The 17,283-nt window shown below is 55.2% G+C and carries 12 protein-coding genes; 3 read left to right on the top strand and 9 right to left on the bottom strand.

All coding sequences use genetic code 11. The annotated features are described in order from the left end of the window. Nucleotides 1–144: 144 nt before the first annotated feature. The 7 genes from AC0YNU_RS02180 to AC0YNU_RS02210 all read right to left on the bottom strand — a co-directional run bounded on the left by AC0YNU_RS02180 (nt 145) and on the right by AC0YNU_RS02210 (nt 7,332). Nucleotides 145–1,908 carry an extracellular solute-binding protein gene (locus tag AC0YNU_RS02180; RefSeq protein ID WP_475752670.1) on the bottom strand — a complete coding sequence of 588 codons (1,764 nt, stop codon included), beginning with the start codon at nt 1,906–1,908 and terminating at the stop codon, nt 145–147. An 84-nt stretch (nt 1,909–1,992) separates the two neighbouring features. Continuing rightward, complete coding sequence (locus AC0YNU_RS02185) at nt 1,993–2,883, bottom strand: carbohydrate ABC transporter permease (RefSeq protein ID WP_475752671.1); 891 nt, start codon at nt 2,881–2,883, stop codon at nt 1,993–1,995. A 16-nt stretch (nt 2,884–2,899) separates the two neighbouring features. Next, entirely contained in the window at nt 2,900–3,868 is a 969-nt protein-coding gene (locus AC0YNU_RS02190) for an ABC transporter permease (protein ID WP_475752672.1), read from the bottom strand. A 174-nt stretch (nt 3,869–4,042) separates the two neighbouring features. Beyond that, the gene (locus AC0YNU_RS02195) at nt 4,043–4,615 is read right to left on the bottom strand and encodes a GNAT family N-acetyltransferase (RefSeq protein ID WP_475752673.1); all 573 of its coding nucleotides are present in this window, start codon (nt 4,613–4,615) and stop codon (nt 4,043–4,045) included. Nucleotides 4,616–4,712: 97 nt separating this feature from the next. Continuing rightward, entirely contained in the window at nt 4,713–5,192 is a 480-nt protein-coding gene (locus tag AC0YNU_RS02200; protein WP_475752674.1) for a DUF6530 family protein, read from the bottom strand. Nucleotides 5,193–5,440: 248 nt separating this feature from the next. Beyond that, nucleotides 5,441–6,742, bottom strand: coding sequence for a potassium channel family protein (locus AC0YNU_RS02205; RefSeq protein WP_475752675.1), 1,302 nt, complete (start codon nt 6,740–6,742; stop codon nt 5,441–5,443). A gap of 167 nt (nt 6,743–6,909) precedes the next feature. Continuing rightward, nucleotides 6,910–7,332, bottom strand: coding sequence for a VOC family protein (locus AC0YNU_RS02210; protein ID WP_475752676.1), 423 nt, complete (start codon nt 7,330–7,332; stop codon nt 6,910–6,912). A gap of 182 nt (nt 7,333–7,514) precedes the next feature. On the opposite strand from AC0YNU_RS02210, the gene AC0YNU_RS02215 reads away from it, so the two are divergent. Beyond that, nucleotides 7,515–7,706 (top strand): hypothetical protein, encoded by a 192-nt coding sequence (locus AC0YNU_RS02215; RefSeq protein ID WP_475752677.1) that lies wholly within the window; start codon nt 7,515–7,517, stop codon nt 7,704–7,706. A 194-nt stretch (nt 7,707–7,900) separates the two neighbouring features. Here the strand turns inward: AC0YNU_RS02215 and AC0YNU_RS02220 are convergent, their stop codons facing one another. Together AC0YNU_RS02220 and AC0YNU_RS02225 are read right to left on the bottom strand one after the other, a co-directional pair. Then, the gene (locus tag AC0YNU_RS02220; protein ID WP_475752678.1) at nt 7,901–12,154 is read right to left on the bottom strand and encodes a S8 family serine peptidase; all 4,254 of its coding nucleotides are present in this window, start codon (nt 12,152–12,154) and stop codon (nt 7,901–7,903) included. 42 nt (nt 12,155–12,196) lie between these two features. Further along, a complete protein-coding gene (locus AC0YNU_RS02225; RefSeq protein ID WP_475752679.1) occupies nt 12,197–15,517 on the bottom strand; it encodes a S8 family serine peptidase in 3,321 nt (1,106 codons plus the stop codon). Nucleotides 15,518–16,538: 1,021 nt separating this feature from the next. Here AC0YNU_RS02225 and AC0YNU_RS02230 point away from each other — a divergent pair. Further along, nucleotides 16,539–16,865, top strand: coding sequence for a PadR family transcriptional regulator (locus AC0YNU_RS02230; protein ID WP_161694379.1), 327 nt, complete (start codon nt 16,539–16,541; stop codon nt 16,863–16,865). 2 nt (nt 16,866–16,867) lie between these two features. Next, on the top strand, nt 16,868–17,275 hold the full coding sequence (locus AC0YNU_RS02235; RefSeq protein ID WP_475752680.1) for a permease prefix domain 1-containing protein: 408 nt from the start codon (nt 16,868–16,870) through the stop codon (nt 17,273–17,275). Nucleotides 17,276–17,283: the final 8 nt, after the last annotated feature.

Here is a 17,283-nt window from a genome sequence, read left to right on the forward strand (position 1 = left end):
CAATGTTGGCAACTGGCATCGCCACCCTAGTTATTCTCCGTCGCCGTACTATTACCTCTACATGGAGATAACTCCTTATCCCATGTTCGAGATAAGGAGTTATCGGTTATTAAAGCTCCTTCAGCATTCAATATCGCTGGCTTATTAATTGTTGCCCAGCTGCGCCTGGTATTTGGCGTTGAAATCCGCCCACAGGTTCGTGAACGCCGCTTCATAATCGGCGAGGCCGTCTTTCGAGATCGATTCCTTCATGTTGTTCCAGTTCTTGTCGAACTCGGCGTCGTTCTTGGACATGATCAGTTTTGGAATGCCTTTGCGCCAGTCGTCGCTGATTTTTTGCTGCGCTACCTTCGTGCTGTCCGGAGGCGTCAGCTGCCAGAGGTAACCCGGCACCTTCTCGACCGGCGGCAGGAAGTCCGCCCATACGGTCTTGCCGTATTTCGCAAGCACTTCTTTCGTCATGTCGTCATAGCTGGTAACGACGGAATCCTTGGTAACCGGCGTCGCGTAGTCGCCGTCGCCCAGCTTCGCGCCGTTGCCAAGCGCGAACCACTCGCCTGCAGGACCGCTGCTCGGGCCTTTAAGGCCGGTTTTGTACATGTAATCCGGATCGGAAGCGGTGTTCTTGATTTTCTCCGGATTTTCGACGCGTTTGCCGTCCGCGATCGTGTAATCCTTGCCTTCGATACCCCAGTGCGTCAGGATTTGGCCTTCGTCGGAGAACAGGTAATCGATGAATTGAATGATGCGCTCGGGATTCTTGGCGTTCTTCGTGATGACCCATTGGCCCGTGCCGGTACCGATCGGCGTAATCGTGTTGTTATGATCGACCACGCTGTCGTTGAAGTAGATCGGAATATGCGCGTAAGCACGTTCCGGCTTGCCGGCAGCCCGGAGCGATTTCTCCGTGTCGCCTAGAATCCAGCCCGGAGCAAATGCCGCCAGGACGCGGCCCTGAGCCATTTTGGCACGCATGCCGTCCATGTTGAGCGAGAACGTTTCTTTGTCGAGCAGGCCGTTCGCATACAACTTATTCAAGAATTTATCGTAGGTTTTCGCATCGTCCGTCAATGGATTGTACGAGACTTTGCCATCGGCGTCGATCCGGAAGTTGCCGTGATCCGGCTGACCGGCAGCGAACGTAATCGGATTGTTGAACTGCGCGTCCATGATCCAGTCGGCCATGGCCGCCGTGTAACCGATCGTGTCCTTGCCGTCGATTTTCGGATGCTTCTGCGTGTAATCGGCAATGATGTCGTACAATTGATCGAGCGTTTTGATCGTCGGGTAACCGGCTTCCTTCAGCACGTCGTATTGCACGATGAAGTTCGGTACGGCATCCGGGGACGCTTCTTTATTCAGGAGCACGCTGGAAATCGAGTCGATGTTGCCGTCGTCGGATTTCAGCAGGTTGTACATGTCGCCGTATTTTTCTTTAATATGAGGACCGTATTTGTCGATCAGGTCATTCAGCGGAATAATGGCGCCAGCGTCCTTGTACTTCTTGACATGCTCCGGATCAAGCGGCATGATGTCCGGATAATCGCCGCCGGCCAGCCAAATGTCCCATTTCTGTTTCTCGTCGCCGACGATCAGATCGTATTTCAGCGTCGCGCCCGTCTTCTCCGTCAGCTTCTGGCTGACCGGATTATCCCAGTTCAGCTTGTTGTCGCTCGTGCTGATCGTGAACGTGACCGGGGACGTGTCCACCGCGGGTTCTTTGTTTCCTTCGTTTGTCGTGCCTTCGTTCGTCGCCTTGTTCCCGTTGTTCGTCGTCGCCGGAGGCGTGTTCGTATTATCCGCCGCATTTCCCCCGTTGTTATTGGAGGAGCAGCCAGAAAACACAAGCGCGGTCATGCAGGTGAGTGAAAGTAAAGCCAATCTTCTCTTGGTATGTTTCGCTTTCATGTGACACCCTCGCATTCTATATATGATTTTATATCTAACGGTGTATGAACCCCCGATGATATCATGCTTTCGGCCGATAACGCCTCATTCCTTCATGGCCGACATGGTGATGCCTTTCACGAAATACTTCTGCAGGAACGGGTAGACGAGCAGGATCGGCAAGGTGACGACGATCGTCAACGCGGCCCGGATGGACTGCGGACTCAGGCGGGCAACGTCGTTCGCCGCGGAGGAGCCCGCCGTGACGGCCGATTGGTTGACGGATTGCAGGAGCACCTTCATCAGCTCGTACTGCATCAGGCTCAAGCTTTGGCTGCGGCTCGTATACAGATAGTTATCGAACCAGGAGTTCCAATGCTGTACCCCGATGAACAAGGTCACCGTCGCGATGACGGGCATGCTGATCGGAATGATGATGCGGAACAGCGTCTGGAAATCGTTCGCTCCATCGATCTTGGCGGATTCCACGACGCCTTCGGGCAGCTGCTCGAAGTAGCTTCGCATGATCATAACGTTGTAAGCGCTGACCAGGATCGGCAGGATGTAGACCCAGAAGTTGTTCATGAGACCGATATTCTTGATCAGCAGGTAGCCGGGAATCAAGCCGCCGTTGACGTACAGCGTCAGGACGAAATAGAAATTGAACGGCCTGCGGAAGATGAATTCCCTCCGGCTGAGGGCGTAGGCGATCATGGCCGTGCAAACCACGCCCAGGAAGGTGCCTACGACGGTTCTTGCGATCGATACGAAAGCCGCCATGAAGAGATTCTTGTTGTCGAAGACGTAGCTGTAGTTGAACCAGGACAGCTTGCGCGGCAGCCATGTAATGCCGCCTTTGATCATATCCAGCGGCTCGTTAAGCGAGATCGCCAGCAGATGTACGAACGGAAAGAGCGTAATGAATCCGAGCAAAGCCAATCCGAACGTATTAAGGAACGTAAAGGCCATGTCTCCGAATGAGCGCTGCCGAATCATGTTGGAGCTCCTTTCATCAGAAAAGTCGTGTTTGTGCGGTTTTTCTGGCCAGCAGATTGACGGATACGACCAGCGCGATCGATACGACCGACTTGAAAATGCTGATTGCGACGCCGTACGAGAAGTCGCCGATCTGGGTCGAATAGCGAAGCGCGTACAGATCCAGCACCTCGGAACGGCCGCTGACGACGTCGTTGCCGAGCAAATACTGCGATTCGAAGCCGCCTTGGATCAGCCAGCCGAGCGACATGATGAGCAGCAGGAACGCGGTCGGCATAATGCCTGGGAGGGAGATGTACCTCATCTTCTGGAGGCGAGTGGCGCCATCGATATCCGCTGCTTCGTAATGCTCGGGATTCAAGCTGGCGAGAACGGCCAAGTAGATGATCGTGCTCCAGCCGATTTCCTTCCACAGGTTCGCGGCGGTTTGGATGTACCAGAAGTAGCCTTCCTTCGCCATGAAATAGATCGGTTCGTGGATGAGGCCAAGCTTCATGAGGAAGGAGTTGATCATCCCTCCGTCCGGAGACAGGAACGTTAATACGATGTTGGCGATAACGACCCAGGAGACGAAATGCGGAATGTAGGTGATGGTTTGGATCGTCCGCTTGAAGAACTGGTTCTTCACTTCGTTCAGCATGAGCGCCAGCACGATCGCGCCGACAAAGCCGGTAATCAGATTCATCACGGCCATGACGAGCGTGTTGCGAAGCACGGGGTAAAAATCGTCGTCCTTGAACAATGCCTTGAAGTTGTCCAATCCGACGAACGGACTATGCCAGATGCCTTGGCCGATTTTGTATTTCTGGAAGGCCATGATCCATCCCCAGAGCGGTCCGTACGAAAAAATCAACGCCCAGATAACGAAAGGCACCGTCATCAGGAGCAGATACCTTTGCAGGTACAGCGTTCGCCATAGCGATCTGCGATTTGCCGGGGCAGGATGCGGCATTGCCGCCTGTGGTTCGATCATTATTTTTGCCATGGTGTCCTCCTTCTTGCCTACAACCTAAGTATGCCTTGGTACGGAAGCGCCTTCAACCTTACAAACCTCAGCAATCGACCTTAGAAATGAGATATATTGCCGGATGTGCCGACTCTAAAAAACAAGGATCGTCCATGAAGTCATGGATCGACTTCGTGAACAATCCTTGTTTGGTTAGCCGAAGCTTATAACATGGCCTGCGGCATCGATGCCCTCGATCCGCCTGTCCAATACATTCGCCAGTCCCCGCCAGCGCTCCGCATGGCCATCATCGACGATCTCGGGCGAATATCCCAGCTTGAGATACGTCTTGACTGCCGGCAGGCGAAAATTATCCGTGTGCAGCACGCACCTCGTGCGACCTTCCTGCTTCATCTGCAGCAGCGCCGCCAGACTGACCCAATAACCTAGTCTCCGCCCCGCATGCTCCGGCATAATTCCGACCATGTGCAGGTACCCCGTATCCGCATTCCATTGCGGTCTGAACCAGGCGGAAGCCGTCGCGACCGGCGTGTTGCCGGCGTCGCAAACGAACCATACGCGTTCCGGCCGGTAGGCCTCGTCTTCCGTCATATGCTTCGCGAAGGAGTACGCATCGCCGAAGGAAGCGCCGATAATCCGTTCCCACGCCTCCTCGTCGCCCGAGCGAAAGCCCCTTGCCCGATATCCTTCGGGCAGCGACATCGCGGGCAGCGTGTCCAACCCTTCTTTCACCATAAGCAGCTGCGTCTGATTCGTTTCCGACATTCAATCCAGCCTCCCACGTCTCGTCTCCCATTTCATGCGACTTGCGAATGCGATCCTTACAACCTGGAAATCCAGTCCCGTACGGCTCCGGCGTTCGTCAGTAACCAAGCTCCTTCAGCACGCGGGACAGCGTACGCAGCCGTTCGCCGATCATCTCGCCGTCTTCGCCCAGCGCTTGGTTGAACAATTGCATGTCTTCTTTGATTTTCTCGTTGTCCGTGCAGACGGAGATCGTCATGGCGTCGCCCTGCAGGCCTATGCGGTCGAGTACCGGCTGTTCCGGGTCGTACAGATCCTTGAAGCGATACGCATCCTGGAAATGCAGGATCCCCCTGCTTACCAGAATCGCCAGATCCAGCACGCGGTGCAACGGCAGCTCTTCGGATTGCCTCGACCATTTCTCGCCCGTATAACGCCACACCTTCGCCGAAATATCGATTTTGCCCCGATCATTCCATTGCGCGAGTCCAAGCGACAGCCCCTTGGCGTCCGAATGGTTGGCGTATCTGCCGTCGATCTGCTCGTAATTCTCCGATACGATGACCGGTTTATGTTTCAGTGTCGTTGGAATTTTCATGCTGTTCGCTCCCGTTCTCTGTATCGTATCTTCACATAGTAAATTACTGATTTACTAAATCATAAAACGATCATAGCCCATTCCCCAAGCTCATGTCAATCGGGCAGCAGCTTGGAGGATGGGCAGCGATTTTTCGGGCCATATGCACGGATGGAAGACTCGCATGGAGGCATACGGAGCGTCCGCGAGATGCTTCTAGCAATTCTTGCACTCGGCCGTACTCATGAGTCCGAGTGCTACACCAAGTATTAGTTGTCCGGTTTCTTCGATCTCACCCCGGACACATAGATGCCGATCAGCATCACGCCCAGCAGCGTTTCGAACATGACCGCCGCCTTGACCGGGCCGGAATTCGGCGTAATGTCGCCGAAGCCGAGCGTCGTAATCGTAATGGCGCTGAAGTACCAGAAGTCCTCGATATGATAGCTCGCGTAGCCGTTGATGCCGACGTACAGCTCGAGGAACTTGCCGTCCGGCAGCGTATGGGAGGCCGCGATCAAACGGCTCAGATGCCGATCCTTGCGGTCGCCTTCGAACACCTGCATGAAATGCTCGTAGTCCTGCCCGGCAAAATAAAGCTTCATCGTTTCGTCAGGTTCTCCGAGCTGCGTCTGCCCTGCCTCCGTCCCTCCGCTCGCCGGTACATAAACCACTTCATTGTTCCCGTTCTTGTTATCCTTGCTCTTGTAGAGACGTACGTCGATGACTTTGAACGACTTCCCCAAGTAGGGCTCCCAGGCAGCTAGGGCGTCGTAATCCAGCAGCTTGGGCTTGATCGTCAAAGGTTCCGCAGAGGGTGCAAAGGAATAGTACGCATAGCCTTCCCTGCCGAGCATATTCTCATAGATTTCGCCCCAGTCGATGCCCGTAGCATCCGTCGTCAGAAATTCATCGTCCGCCATCTTCAAGTACTCCTTCTTGTACTGCCCCTTCTTCAATATTTCCTGCAGCCGATATGCATCGTAATCATCATAGCGATCGTCGCCCGAGATGCCCTTCAAGGTCATTTGGATCTTCGCCTCGTCCGAGAAGATGAAATCGCTGCCCTTCGTTCGCTCGGCCATATAAAAATAAAACGCGCCGCACCATACCCAAAGAAACAGATACAGGAGCAGCGTTAAATGTTTCGCATTGCGCCGCAGCCACGGCATATAACCCTGCGTGAACAGGCCGAGCAGCACGATCAGCAGCGGATACGCGGCCATTTGGATGCCGATCTCCAATTGCTCGGTTTTCTCGGGACCGTACGCGTTCGTTTCCCTTACGAGGACCTGGATACAGGCAGTCGACGCCTGGAAACCGAGCAGCGCCAGGAGCAGCACGGCCACATGCAAGAGCATTCGTCGGGAATGCTTCATCTGCCAGCTGGCAAACACCGCGCGCTGATCCTGATAGAACGCCCATGCCAGCACCAATGCCGCCGCAACCTTAAGAAGCTTCAGCATGCCGTGATAAGATGTATGAACGAGCGAATATTCCAAGCTGGCTGCAATGATCAGCAGCGTCATCGCGATATGACGATAGGACGAAATCCGTTCCGACAGGCGCATAGCTTCAGGCTCCCTTCGCGTTTGAAGCATATATACCCCAAACGGCGCCCATTCACACCATGAGGCCAATTGGACGGATGCCTGCGCAAATAAAAAACGGGGTCTTCGCCGTAGCGAAGACCCCGTCATAGGACGAATATATTAACTTGCAAGCCAGCAGGCCCAGCCTACATATCGGCGATGCCCAAGTTGAACTGCCAGAAGATACCGTAACGGTCCGTTACTTGGCCGTACAAGGCGCTCCATGGCGTTTGCTGCAGCTCCATGGCTACGTTGCCGCCTTCCCGCAAGCGATTGAACGCGCGTTCGATCTCTTCCCGGTCATCCGTAACGACAGCCAGGCTGATGTTATTGCCCACCGTGAACGGCATGTTCGGAAACACATCGGAGAACATCACGTTGCTTCCGCTGATGTTCAGGCGAGAATGCATGATCAACGATTTCGCTTCTTCCGGAAGCGGATAATCCGGATGAGCCGGCATATCGCCGAACGTCTGGAATTTAGGCTTGTCCGTCTCGAAAACATCCGCGTAATACTCCACGACTTCCCTGCAGTTTCCGTTGAAATTCAAATAAGCATCTACAGACATCCCATTGCACGCTCCCAATTTTTAGCTTGATCGGATGGAAAAGTCTTCTTCCTTCGCCATTATAGCATTCCCCGGCAGACGTGCATATCCGCACCCATCCTGCAGATAAATGGACATCCACATAAGCATGTCTATCCGCCCGCGCATATCCTGTACCAACTACGAGCATGGAGGGATTCGCGATGAAACCTTTTAAAAACGGCGGCAGAAGCAAAAAAGGCGTAACCAAAATCTACTACATCACGATCAACAAATGGATCACGATCAACCAGCATGCAAGCGGCAACTCGCAGATCAACCGCAACATCGGCACCTATGCCAATGAAGGCGGACAGAACGTCAAACGAGGCGGCAAAAACATCCAAAAGCGTTAACCCCTGCCGCTGCGCTTCGGTTAGTTATACCCTATCGAGAATGATCGGTTTAAAATGATTTTGTTCCATCAGGCGTTCCCTCTCCTTAATGACTTGCTTCCTGCGAAACACGAAAAATACAGGCAGGCAGACGCTTAGTAAGCGTCTGCCTGCCTGTTCATCGAGCGAGCCCCGTATCGAGGACGTTCTTTGAATTAAATCAAGTTTCCTACACTAAGCAATTGGTAAAGCACTTTCGCTGCGGCTTCGCGCGTCGTCGGCATCACGGGATCGAAGAAGAGCTGTCCCTGCTTCTCGAGTCCCTGCATCAATCCGGCATCGGTTACGGCGCCAATGCTGTCTTGGGCGTAAGAGCCGAACTTGGACGCATCGGCGTAAGGACGGTCCGGCGTGCTGCCGGTCTTGACGATATGCAGCAGCTTCATGGCTCTCGCGAGCATGACGGTCAGATCCTGACGCGTGATTTGATCGTTCGGTCTGAATTTGCCTTCGCTTCCCGTGACCAGGCCGGCCTTGTAAGCGGCGGCCACGTCTTGCGCGAACCACTCCGTGCCTCGGATATCGGAGAACGGCGCGGATGCGGATGGTTTGTTCAAGCCGATCGCATTCACCAGCATGGCGGCGAATTCGGCGCGCGTGACGGACTTCTTCGGCGAGAACGCGGATTCGGAAGTGCCGTTCAGGATGAATTTGTCCGCAAGCGTCTGAATTTGTTCGGCGGCCCATGAGGCTTTCGTATCCGCGAACGCGACATGACGCGTCGCGACGGCGTATACGGAGAAGCCTGGACGCGTAATGGAGACGAGCGTGCGGCCGTCCGCCGTTTTCTTGAACGCGGCAGGCACAGGATTCACGCTGCCGTCTTCGGCGTAGAGCGCGCCAGCCGTGCTTGCGTCGATGCCTTTATCCAGCAGGAACGCGCGGCGAACCGCTTGGTCAGGCGCCAGGACGATCGGCGTCGCCGTTCCGGCTGCGATCGTGTGCGCTTCGAATGCATACGGCGTGCCGAGCACGGTCGCCGTCGGATATTCTTTCGTAAACAGCGATGCTTGATTGGCAGCTTGATTGATCGCGAGCTCGAAATCGGCATCGATTCCTTTCAGCGCCGACAACGGCATGGCAACGGAAGCGTCGTTCCACGTGAACGCGACGGATCCTTGCCCGGAAGCCGCTTGCAGCAGCTTCACTTGCGCGGCCGTCAAGAAGAGGCGCGCATTGGCGACGGAAGCATCCCCGGAAGACGCGACGACGCTGAAGGCAATCGGATCGCCTTTAGCGCTGTCGAGCGCTTTCTGAAGCTCGGCATCCGTTACGGTGACGACCGTTTGGTTATCCTTCGTTGCTGCGGTGCTTGTCAGCGGCACCAGCTTCTGATCGAACGGAACGACGGAAGCCAGCGTTTCCGGGGCCGGGGTCGTTGCCGGTTGGGTCGGCACGCCGCCTCCGCCGTTACCCGGATTGGTCGGGGTTCCCGGATCGCCGGGATTGCCCGGTTCGTCGGTACCGTCCGGTTCATCCTGGACATAGATCATCGAGCCCGCCGATTGGACGAGATCCGCGTTGCCTCCTCCAATGAGATGCGCCACGATCAACTGCAGCACGTACTGGCCTTCCGGCAGCTGCTTGATCGTCTCGAACCCGTTCTCGTCCTCGGTCTCGTCGGTATAGGTGCCGTCCAGCTTCTCGATCCGAAGATCGCCGGCCGGCAGCGGATTCAAGCTTTGCGTCTCTTCATCGACATTGTACATAAACGCCAGCGTGCCCACGTATTCTTCGTCCATGTTATAGGCGTAGACCGCGGCATAGTTCATGGAATCGTCGGCCAATTTTGCCGTGATGTCGATAGGCGACCCAGCCGCGATTTTTTGGCCGGACAGGGCGAAGTTTTGCAGCGTAAAATCGTTATCCGCCACGTCGTCGCCGACATGGATAACGAACGGCAGATGGAGCGCAGGCTTCCCGTCGCCGCTTTCCAATTTGACTTCTCCTTCGTACACGCCATGCGCGGCATCGGTCTTCGCCGCAGCCGTCAACGTGAACGGCTGGCTGGAAGCCGCGCCCGCGGTGATTGTATTCGCGCCGGCATCAAGTCCGCCAAGCTCCACCACGACGTCGTTCACGTCCGGCGTCGCGATCGGATCGGACGGATCCGAAGTGACGCTCGGATGCATAATTACGGAAGCCGTGTACGTCACGGGGCTGTCCGAGAAGTTCTTGAGCCGAAGCGGTTTGGAGAGCGGGTCGGCCCCGGGCTCGATCGCCCCGAAGCTTACGCTGCTCGCTTCGCTGTCGATGACCTTCGCGTTCATCTTCTCGTCGTAGATCGTGATCGGATCCATCGCTTCAACGATTGCCGGCGTCAGGATCGCGTTCGCAACGTCCGCCCGTCCGGCGCCTTGGGAATAGACGTCGTATTGCGTGCCGTTCTCGTCATGCAGCGCATCCGACGTATTGGCAAGCGCGGCGCGCACGTCGCGCGGCGTCCAGTCGGGATGCTCCTGCTTCATGAGCAGGGCCAATCCGGCAATATGCGGCGTAGCCATGCTCGTGCCGCTGATCCGGTAATAGGCCGTGTCATAATCGGGAATCGGTTCATATCCGTAATCCAATTCCCCGTAAGCCGGCCACGTCGAGCGGATATTCACGCCCGGCGCTGTGATATCGGGTTTGATGCTGTAATTGCCGTCCGAGTTCGGACCGCGCGAGCTGAAATCGGCGATCGTGTCGCCGGGCAGCACCGTCTCGGGAAATTCGGCCCCGAACGCGAATTGCAGCGGCGCGCCTTCGTTCGCGGGATCGATAATCTTCCTTGCAAGCGCCCTTCCTTCGGAACCCGACATATCGAAGGCGGGGAGATAATCGGAGTTCTCGCCCAGGAACGCGACGGATCCGATCTTGCCGTCCCGGCCGTCGACATGCTCGGAGAGGTCCGCTTCAGTCGTATCTTTTACCTCTTTGCCGTTAAAAATGACGATCGCTTTCGCGCCGTGCCGCTTGGCGATGGCGATCTTGTCCACGAACGCAAGCACGCCGCGCGAGGCGAGAACCACTTTGCCCGACACGTCGGTCGTGTAATCGCCGTCATCCCCCAAACCGACGTACACGGCATCCAGCGGATCCGTTCCCAGTATCTCGCCGAAATTCGATTGATTATCCTGCCAAGCCATGGCATCGATCGAATACGCCGGTTGACCGGCCGTCAGCGAATCCGTGAAGCTGCCGCCGAAGTGGCGGCTGGTGCTCGTGGCCGCCGCGACCGAAATGCCCAGCTGCGCGCTTGCCGGCGAACCCATGGAATAGTAATAATACCCGTCGGCCGCTGCGTTGCCGTTCGCCACGACCGCGATCACGCCGGAAAGCACCGCATTGTTGACCGCGATGGAATCGGGCGAATTCGGGCTTTTCTCCATATCCGAGCCCAAGGACATGTTAATGACGTCCATATGGTCTTTGATGGCATGCTCGATCCCGTCGATGACCTGGGCGGATGAGCCCGTCACATCGACTTGTTGCTTCTCCTCGTTCCATTTCGCCCCTAATACCTTATAGGAATAGAGGTCGGCCTCGTACGCGATCCCCTTCTGCACGAGCTCGGCGTTCGGATTGGCCGCGCGGCCTGCGATGGTTCCGGCAACGTGCGTACCGTGTTCGGAGCCTGCGAAGCCGTAGCTGATGTTCGGGACGTCCTCGTACGGGTCGTTGTCCTTATAATAGGAATCGTACCCGCCTTTGTAAGCGCCTTTCAGATCGGGATGGTCATAATCGATGCCGGTATCGATGACGCCGATCTTCATGCCTTTCCCCGTCAAGCCTTTCGTCCAGGCGGTATCCGCTCCGATTTGCTTGATGGGATCGATATCGTAGTTGATTTCGCTTGCGCCGTCCGCGCCGTATTCGGGCGTTGCCGGCATCGGGATCGGATAATAAGTGCGGTTCTTGTTGATTGCCTTTACGCCGGCCATCTGCGCCAGCTTCGGAATTTCATTGGCGCTGACGGTCACTTCCATGCCGTTCAACACCGTATCGTACTGGTAGTTCACGTTCATGGCGACGCCTTTGCTGCCGGCAGCGCTGACGAAGGACGCTTGCTCCGTCTTGACCGCGCGCTGGACCGATTCGGCCGAGAACGAGCTTCTCGCCAGCTCCGACGCGTACTTGGCCACGGAAACCGGCTGCGTGCTAAGCTGCACGATAACGTTGATCTTGTCGGCCGAGGTCGTGTCGATTGCCGGGTCGATGGTCGCGCCCGGATTGCCGGCAGTGCCGCCGATCGTATTCAGCGCCTGCAGCTCGCTTAGGTTCGATGGAAACAACGGACCGCCGGGATGAAGGATATCGGCGAGATTCGTCTCCGCGCCGGCCGCTTCGCTAGCGTGGCCGAAGGGAGCCGTCAGCAGCATGGCGGCCGTGAGGAGGGCGACCGATTGTTTGATCATGGATTTAGCCAATTTGCGATTCCTCTTTTCCTATGAATGATGAATGATGACCTTTTACTGCGTGACGGACAAGGCGTCGAACGAGACGACCGTGCCGGCGGACGACGGATTTTTCTCGCCTTGATTGACGATCTTGATCGTATGGGCGCCCGCGGCGAGGACATTCGATTCGAATACGACGGTACGGTACTGGTCGGCGTTGCTGTACAGATCGATCGCTTCCGGCGTAACCAGCTTGTCGTCGATGTAGATATTCGCTTTGCCGCGGTCCTTGCCGACGAGCGCATACAGCTTCACATGCGTACCCTCGAACTTCAATTTCGCGGAGCTGCCCGCTTTATCCGAGTAGATGGCTCTGCCTCCGAGATGCTTCACGCTGTAATTCGTCGTCCATTGCCCCGAGAGCATCAACCCGGGATCGTTGTCTTGTACCAAATTCGCGACATTGAACGCATCGACGTTGATGAACGTGCCGTCGGATTTCTTGGCGGACGGATCGTGCTTGCCGGTCCATACGATCTTGATCGCATGCTGGCCGAACGGAAGCATCTTCTCGAACACGATCTGTTTGTTCAACGATTTGGCGCTGTACAGCGAAGGCGAAGCCACTTTCGTTCCGTCCACGTAGACATCGGCGATCCCTTGATCCGCGTTCTTGGACCCGATCCAGGAGAAGTAGCTGCCCACGAAGGCGAATTCGACTTTACCCGCGGCATCGATTTCCTTCTTGCTGCCGCTCGTATAGGCGCTGCCGCTCACCTGCTTCCAAGGTCCGGAGAAGGCGAGGGAACTGCTGGAATCCTCGTAACCGCCGATTTGATTGTCCCGTTGAAGCGTTAAGCCGTACGCGCCCTTGCCTTTATGGGCGAAAACGTCCAGGTAGTAGGTCCCGCTCGTCGTTACCTTGTAATCGAACGATTCCGCGGATGTCTTGTCGTTCTCGGAGTAAGCGACCATATGATCGTTCAGGTTCACGGTCGTCGCGTCCGGCGCGTATAGGTAGAGATCGAAGTCCGTATTCTTGTCGCCGGTCATCGAGACGCTGATGTTTTCGCCGGCATGGAGCTCGACCGCATAGACGTCGTTCAGGTCAGAGCTGTCGTCCAAGCGATTGGAAATGCTGTCGCCGGTGAACGGCGACCCGGGAATCTCGTCGTCCGTCAGCGCCTGGTACGCGTTGATCATCCGGCCGCTGGCTACTTTCCCCGACAAGGAACTGACCTTGGTGCCGCTGTTGATCACCCGCTGCTTGACGGCCAGCGCGCTGAGCGAAGTCTCTTGGCTAAGCACCAGCGCCGCTGCGCCGGCCGCATGCGCAGCGGCGATCGAGGTGCCCCGCATGTAGCCGTAGCTGCTGCCTTTAAAATCCTTCGTCACGTTCAACAGGTCGATCTTGGCGATCGAAGGATCCCGCGAAATGATCCAGTTGTAGCTGTCTTTGTCTTCGTCGAGCGGGTAGTCCTTATCGTCGTAAATCGTGCCGGGAACCCCGATTGCGTTGCTGTAGAAATACTGATCCATGAAAGCAAGGTGCAGGACATCCTTGACGAAAGGCGTGTCGATGATGCTCGAGGCTTCTTCGCCCATGTATTCCGTCGGTCCGTTCAGCACGTTCGTGCCGGTCAGCATGAGATGTCCGCCGCCGTGCAGAAAATCCGTCAGGTTCTTCTGATCGTTCACGGTCAGATTGGAAACGTAATACCGGTCCGCCATGCCCGTAAACCAGATCACGGCGTCGTACGCCTGCATTTTCGCCAGCGTCGGTCCGTCGCCGCCGTCCGGCGAGGCTTGCACGATATCGACCCCGGCGTAATCCTGAAGGAGGTCGGTATACTTCGCCAGCTTGCTGGCGCTTGGAAGGGCCGTGTAATTCGAGAGGTCATCCTGAACGAGGAGGATTTTGCGGTCCGGATCGCTTTTGGATACCTCGAGGTAGTCCATGGCGGTGTCGAACGCGTCTTGACGGTAGTCATCGTCCGCGTCTTCCTCGTCCAGAATGTTCTCGAAGGCAATGCCGTTGAAGATCGCCTTGGAACCGTTCTCCGGATCGTGGATCTCCGCCGCCAAACCGGTGTTCGATACCGGAACCGCGGCCGCGATCGCCTCCCCGGGAGCAGCGACGTCAACGGACGCAAATCCGATGTTCGCATCGTTGACAATTTGGCCTTCGTTATCGATTCCGGTTACCGAGAGGATATTCGGGCTGTCGAAAGCAGCAGGGTAAGACGGCGTGCCGTCGATGTTCACGCGATAATCGCCCGCTCCCGTCACGAACAGCATGGAGGAAGCGTCGATGGCATCCTTCAAGGCTTGGCTGTACTCGAAGGTTTGCGCGCTGATGTCGGCGATTTGAGCGCCGTTGTTCTCGGCATATTCGATGGCTTCGATCAAATCGGACAAGTAACCGTATTCCGTGCCGATGTATTTGAGCGGCATGATCTTGACATTCGGCGCAATGCCCGCCAAGCCGGTTCCGTTATTGACGGAGCCCGCGATGATGCCGGCTAAAGCCGTGCCTTCCGAATTCAAGTCGAGTTCGGAATAAATTTGGTTATTGTCCTCGACGAAGTTCCAGCCGTGCACGTCGTCGGCGTAATGATTGTTATCGTCGTCCGTTCCGTTGCCGGCCCGCTCCTTCGGATTGGTCCAGATGCTGTCCGCCAGGTCCGGATGGTCGATCTGAATGCCGGAATCCATCACCGCGACGACCACGTCCGGATTCCCCTTCGTGACCGTCCACGCTTCGGGCGCTTTGATATCGAGTCCCGGAATGCCGGGATGCCCTTCCTGGAACGGATTGTTCAAGTTGAAAGGCGGGGTTTGCCCCGTATTGTGCAGCGCCCATTGCTTGTCGAAGTACGTATCGTCCGGTAGCGTCGCGTCTTCGGCGATTTTTTTGATTTGATTCAGGCTGTCGGCCGACGCGCTGGATTTGTACAATTTGCGGTCAGGCTCGGCGTAGAGCACGTTCGGATCGCTGTTCAGCTTGTCGAGCAGCGACTTCACGTCGGCGGGCGAGGTTAGCTGAATGACGGTGGCATCGATGCCTGCCAGCTTCGCGCTGCTTGTCGTCATGCCGGCTGGCAGAATCGAGGCTGCCGTCGCGGCGAAGCCCTTCTTGTACTTCACGATGATCCGGTCGACGCCGTCGAGATTCTCTTCGATCGCCGGCGGAGCAGGTGCTTCTTCGTCGTTCGAAGCACCTGCTTTCGGCGCGACTTGAATGACGTTTTCTTTGGGGGCCGTCTGGGCGGTCCAAGTGCTTTTCTTTGGATTCGCCTCGGCCGCGTGGACCAATGCGGGACTTGCGGAGCCGATCATTAGCGAAGAGAATGCCGTGATCGCGATCGACTTTATTACCTGTTCTCGTTTCAAGTTGTCGCCCTCCTGTTTGACGAAAATGTTGGCTTATGTATACGGCAGCAAAAATCCTATGCTTTCCCCCAGGCTTCACCCCCTCTATGTTTTGAATCTATCACGATTTAATAGAACGAGATTCATGCTGGAAATTGTAACATAGTGCAAATACCTTATCAATGAGCCAGCATAAAATATTTCTATTATTTGGTCCTAAAAGTGACTTGACTCCAGAAAGTACATGGCAAATAAACTTACATGTCGTGTTATATAAATGTATATTTTTAGTTAATTAATTAAACTCAGATCCTGACATTTCTTTTTTTGAGATGAATTTTGCCCATCATCCATGCAAAGCGTTAATTAATTAAAGAAAAATTCCATATTACATAGCAAGTTAGCTGTCATTAATATTGATTCCTCCCTCTGATTTCCGATTGTATGTTAGATTTTCTCCGAGGGAATATCGATATCCCAGCAAGATTCAACTCTGTTAGATTAGCTATTATCCGCATGGAAATCATACAAATAGTGCAAACTCGATTTCCAATCCTTAAAAGCGTCCAATGCCCTCTTTCGAGAATCTTATCCGTCCTCGATAGCAAAAAAACCAAGCTTTTTGAGCTTGGTAGAGGGGCGCCGGCAACTCGCGGAACGCTTCAATAGAAACTTCGAATGGACATCTAAACCTAGCACACATGCTGGCTTTTTCGCGGGACCTTCAAAACTGCTCGGAGGACCGGATTGCGTTCAACAATAGGGCAGCGCCCCGTACCGTTAGGATAACCGGCCCCACCCACCGGATAGGCGTAACGAAGGAATGTGTGGGCATCGACCACCGAGACTCCATAAACGAGCGGCATTGAAATTATTACTTTGACACGTAGAGTAATGATGTGATACATTTACTCCATCAGATAGAACTCTATCAGGTAGAACACTATCACATAGAACACTATGAGACAGAGCACTGCGACATAGAGCAATTCGCCGCACCGGCTTTGAACGCAGCCATCGAACAAGGACTGGAGGAAACAGCATGATCCGAAGCGATATTATCCGCGGCCATCTCGACGCCATCATTTTACGGCTGATTTATGAAGAAGACCGTTACGGCTATGAGATTTCCAAAGAAATCAGCGTCCGCACGGACGACCGGTTTCAAATCAAAGAAGCAACGTTATATGCGGTATTTCAACGGCTTGAACGCAAAGAGCTGATCGAATCGTACCTAGGCGACATCTCGCACGGCGGCAAGCGCCGGTATTACAAGATCACGAAGCTCGGCAAGGCTTATTTGAAAGAAACGGTCGAGGAATGGAACGAAATCAAAGAGATCGTCAATATATTCATGGAGGGACTATGACAATGAAAAGAATCAGAACGCATGTGGAAGAATGGTTCTCGGACATTCCGGACAGCGAGCAGAAGCAGGCTATACAGGAAGAAATCACGCAAAACCTCGAGGAAAAAGTATTCGATCTCGTGCGAAGCGGCAAAACCGAGGAAGACGCCACCAATAAGGCGATCGTCGAATTCGGCGACATCACGGACATCAAGCAGGAGCTCGGCGTCAAGGAAGGCAAGCCCGTCTCCTCCCGGAAGCAATACGGCCTTCACCTCGGCTTCTCGCTATGGGGCAGCGGACTCATCATTGCTCTCTTCCTTTTCATTAATGTGTACTATACGCCCGATGTCATCTGGTTCGTTTACCCGACCTTCGCCGTTGCCTGGTGGCCGCTCGTCATGTTCTACAAATGGCTGGGTTGGAAATAAGGAGGCGA

The sequence above is a fragment of the Paenibacillus sp. J31P316 genome, from assembly GCF_056269105.1.

Excerpts from the sequence above, each read along its gene's own strand:
- AC0YNU_RS02215 (WP_475752677.1), top strand. The coding sequence starts at position 7,515 with ATGAAACCTTTTAAAAACGGCGGCAGAAGCAAAAAAGGCGTAACCAAA.
- AC0YNU_RS02210 (WP_475752676.1), bottom strand. The coding sequence starts at position 7,332 with ATGTCTGTAGATGCTTATTTGAATTTCAACGGAAACTGCAGGGAAGTC.
- AC0YNU_RS02235 (WP_475752680.1), top strand. The coding sequence starts at position 16,868 with ATGAAAAGAATCAGAACGCATGTGGAAGAATGGTTCTCGGACATTCCG.
- AC0YNU_RS02205 (WP_475752675.1), bottom strand. The coding sequence starts at position 6,742 with ATGCGCCTGTCGGAACGGATTTCGTCCTATCGTCATATCGCGATGACG.
- AC0YNU_RS02230 (WP_161694379.1), top strand. The coding sequence starts at position 16,539 with ATGATCCGAAGCGATATTATCCGCGGCCATCTCGACGCCATCATTTTA.
- AC0YNU_RS02180 (WP_475752670.1), bottom strand. The coding sequence starts at position 1,908 with ATGAAAGCGAAACATACCAAGAGAAGATTGGCTTTACTTTCACTCACC.
- AC0YNU_RS02200 (WP_475752674.1), bottom strand. The coding sequence starts at position 5,192 with ATGAAAATTCCAACGACACTGAAACATAAACCGGTCATCGTATCGGAG.
- AC0YNU_RS02195 (WP_475752673.1), bottom strand. The coding sequence starts at position 4,615 with ATGTCGGAAACGAATCAGACGCAGCTGCTTATGGTGAAAGAAGGGTTG.
- AC0YNU_RS02190 (WP_475752672.1), bottom strand. The coding sequence starts at position 3,868 with ATGGCAAAAATAATGATCGAACCACAGGCGGCAATGCCGCATCCTGCC.
- AC0YNU_RS02185 (WP_475752671.1), bottom strand. The coding sequence starts at position 2,883 with ATGATTCGGCAGCGCTCATTCGGAGACATGGCCTTTACGTTCCTTAAT.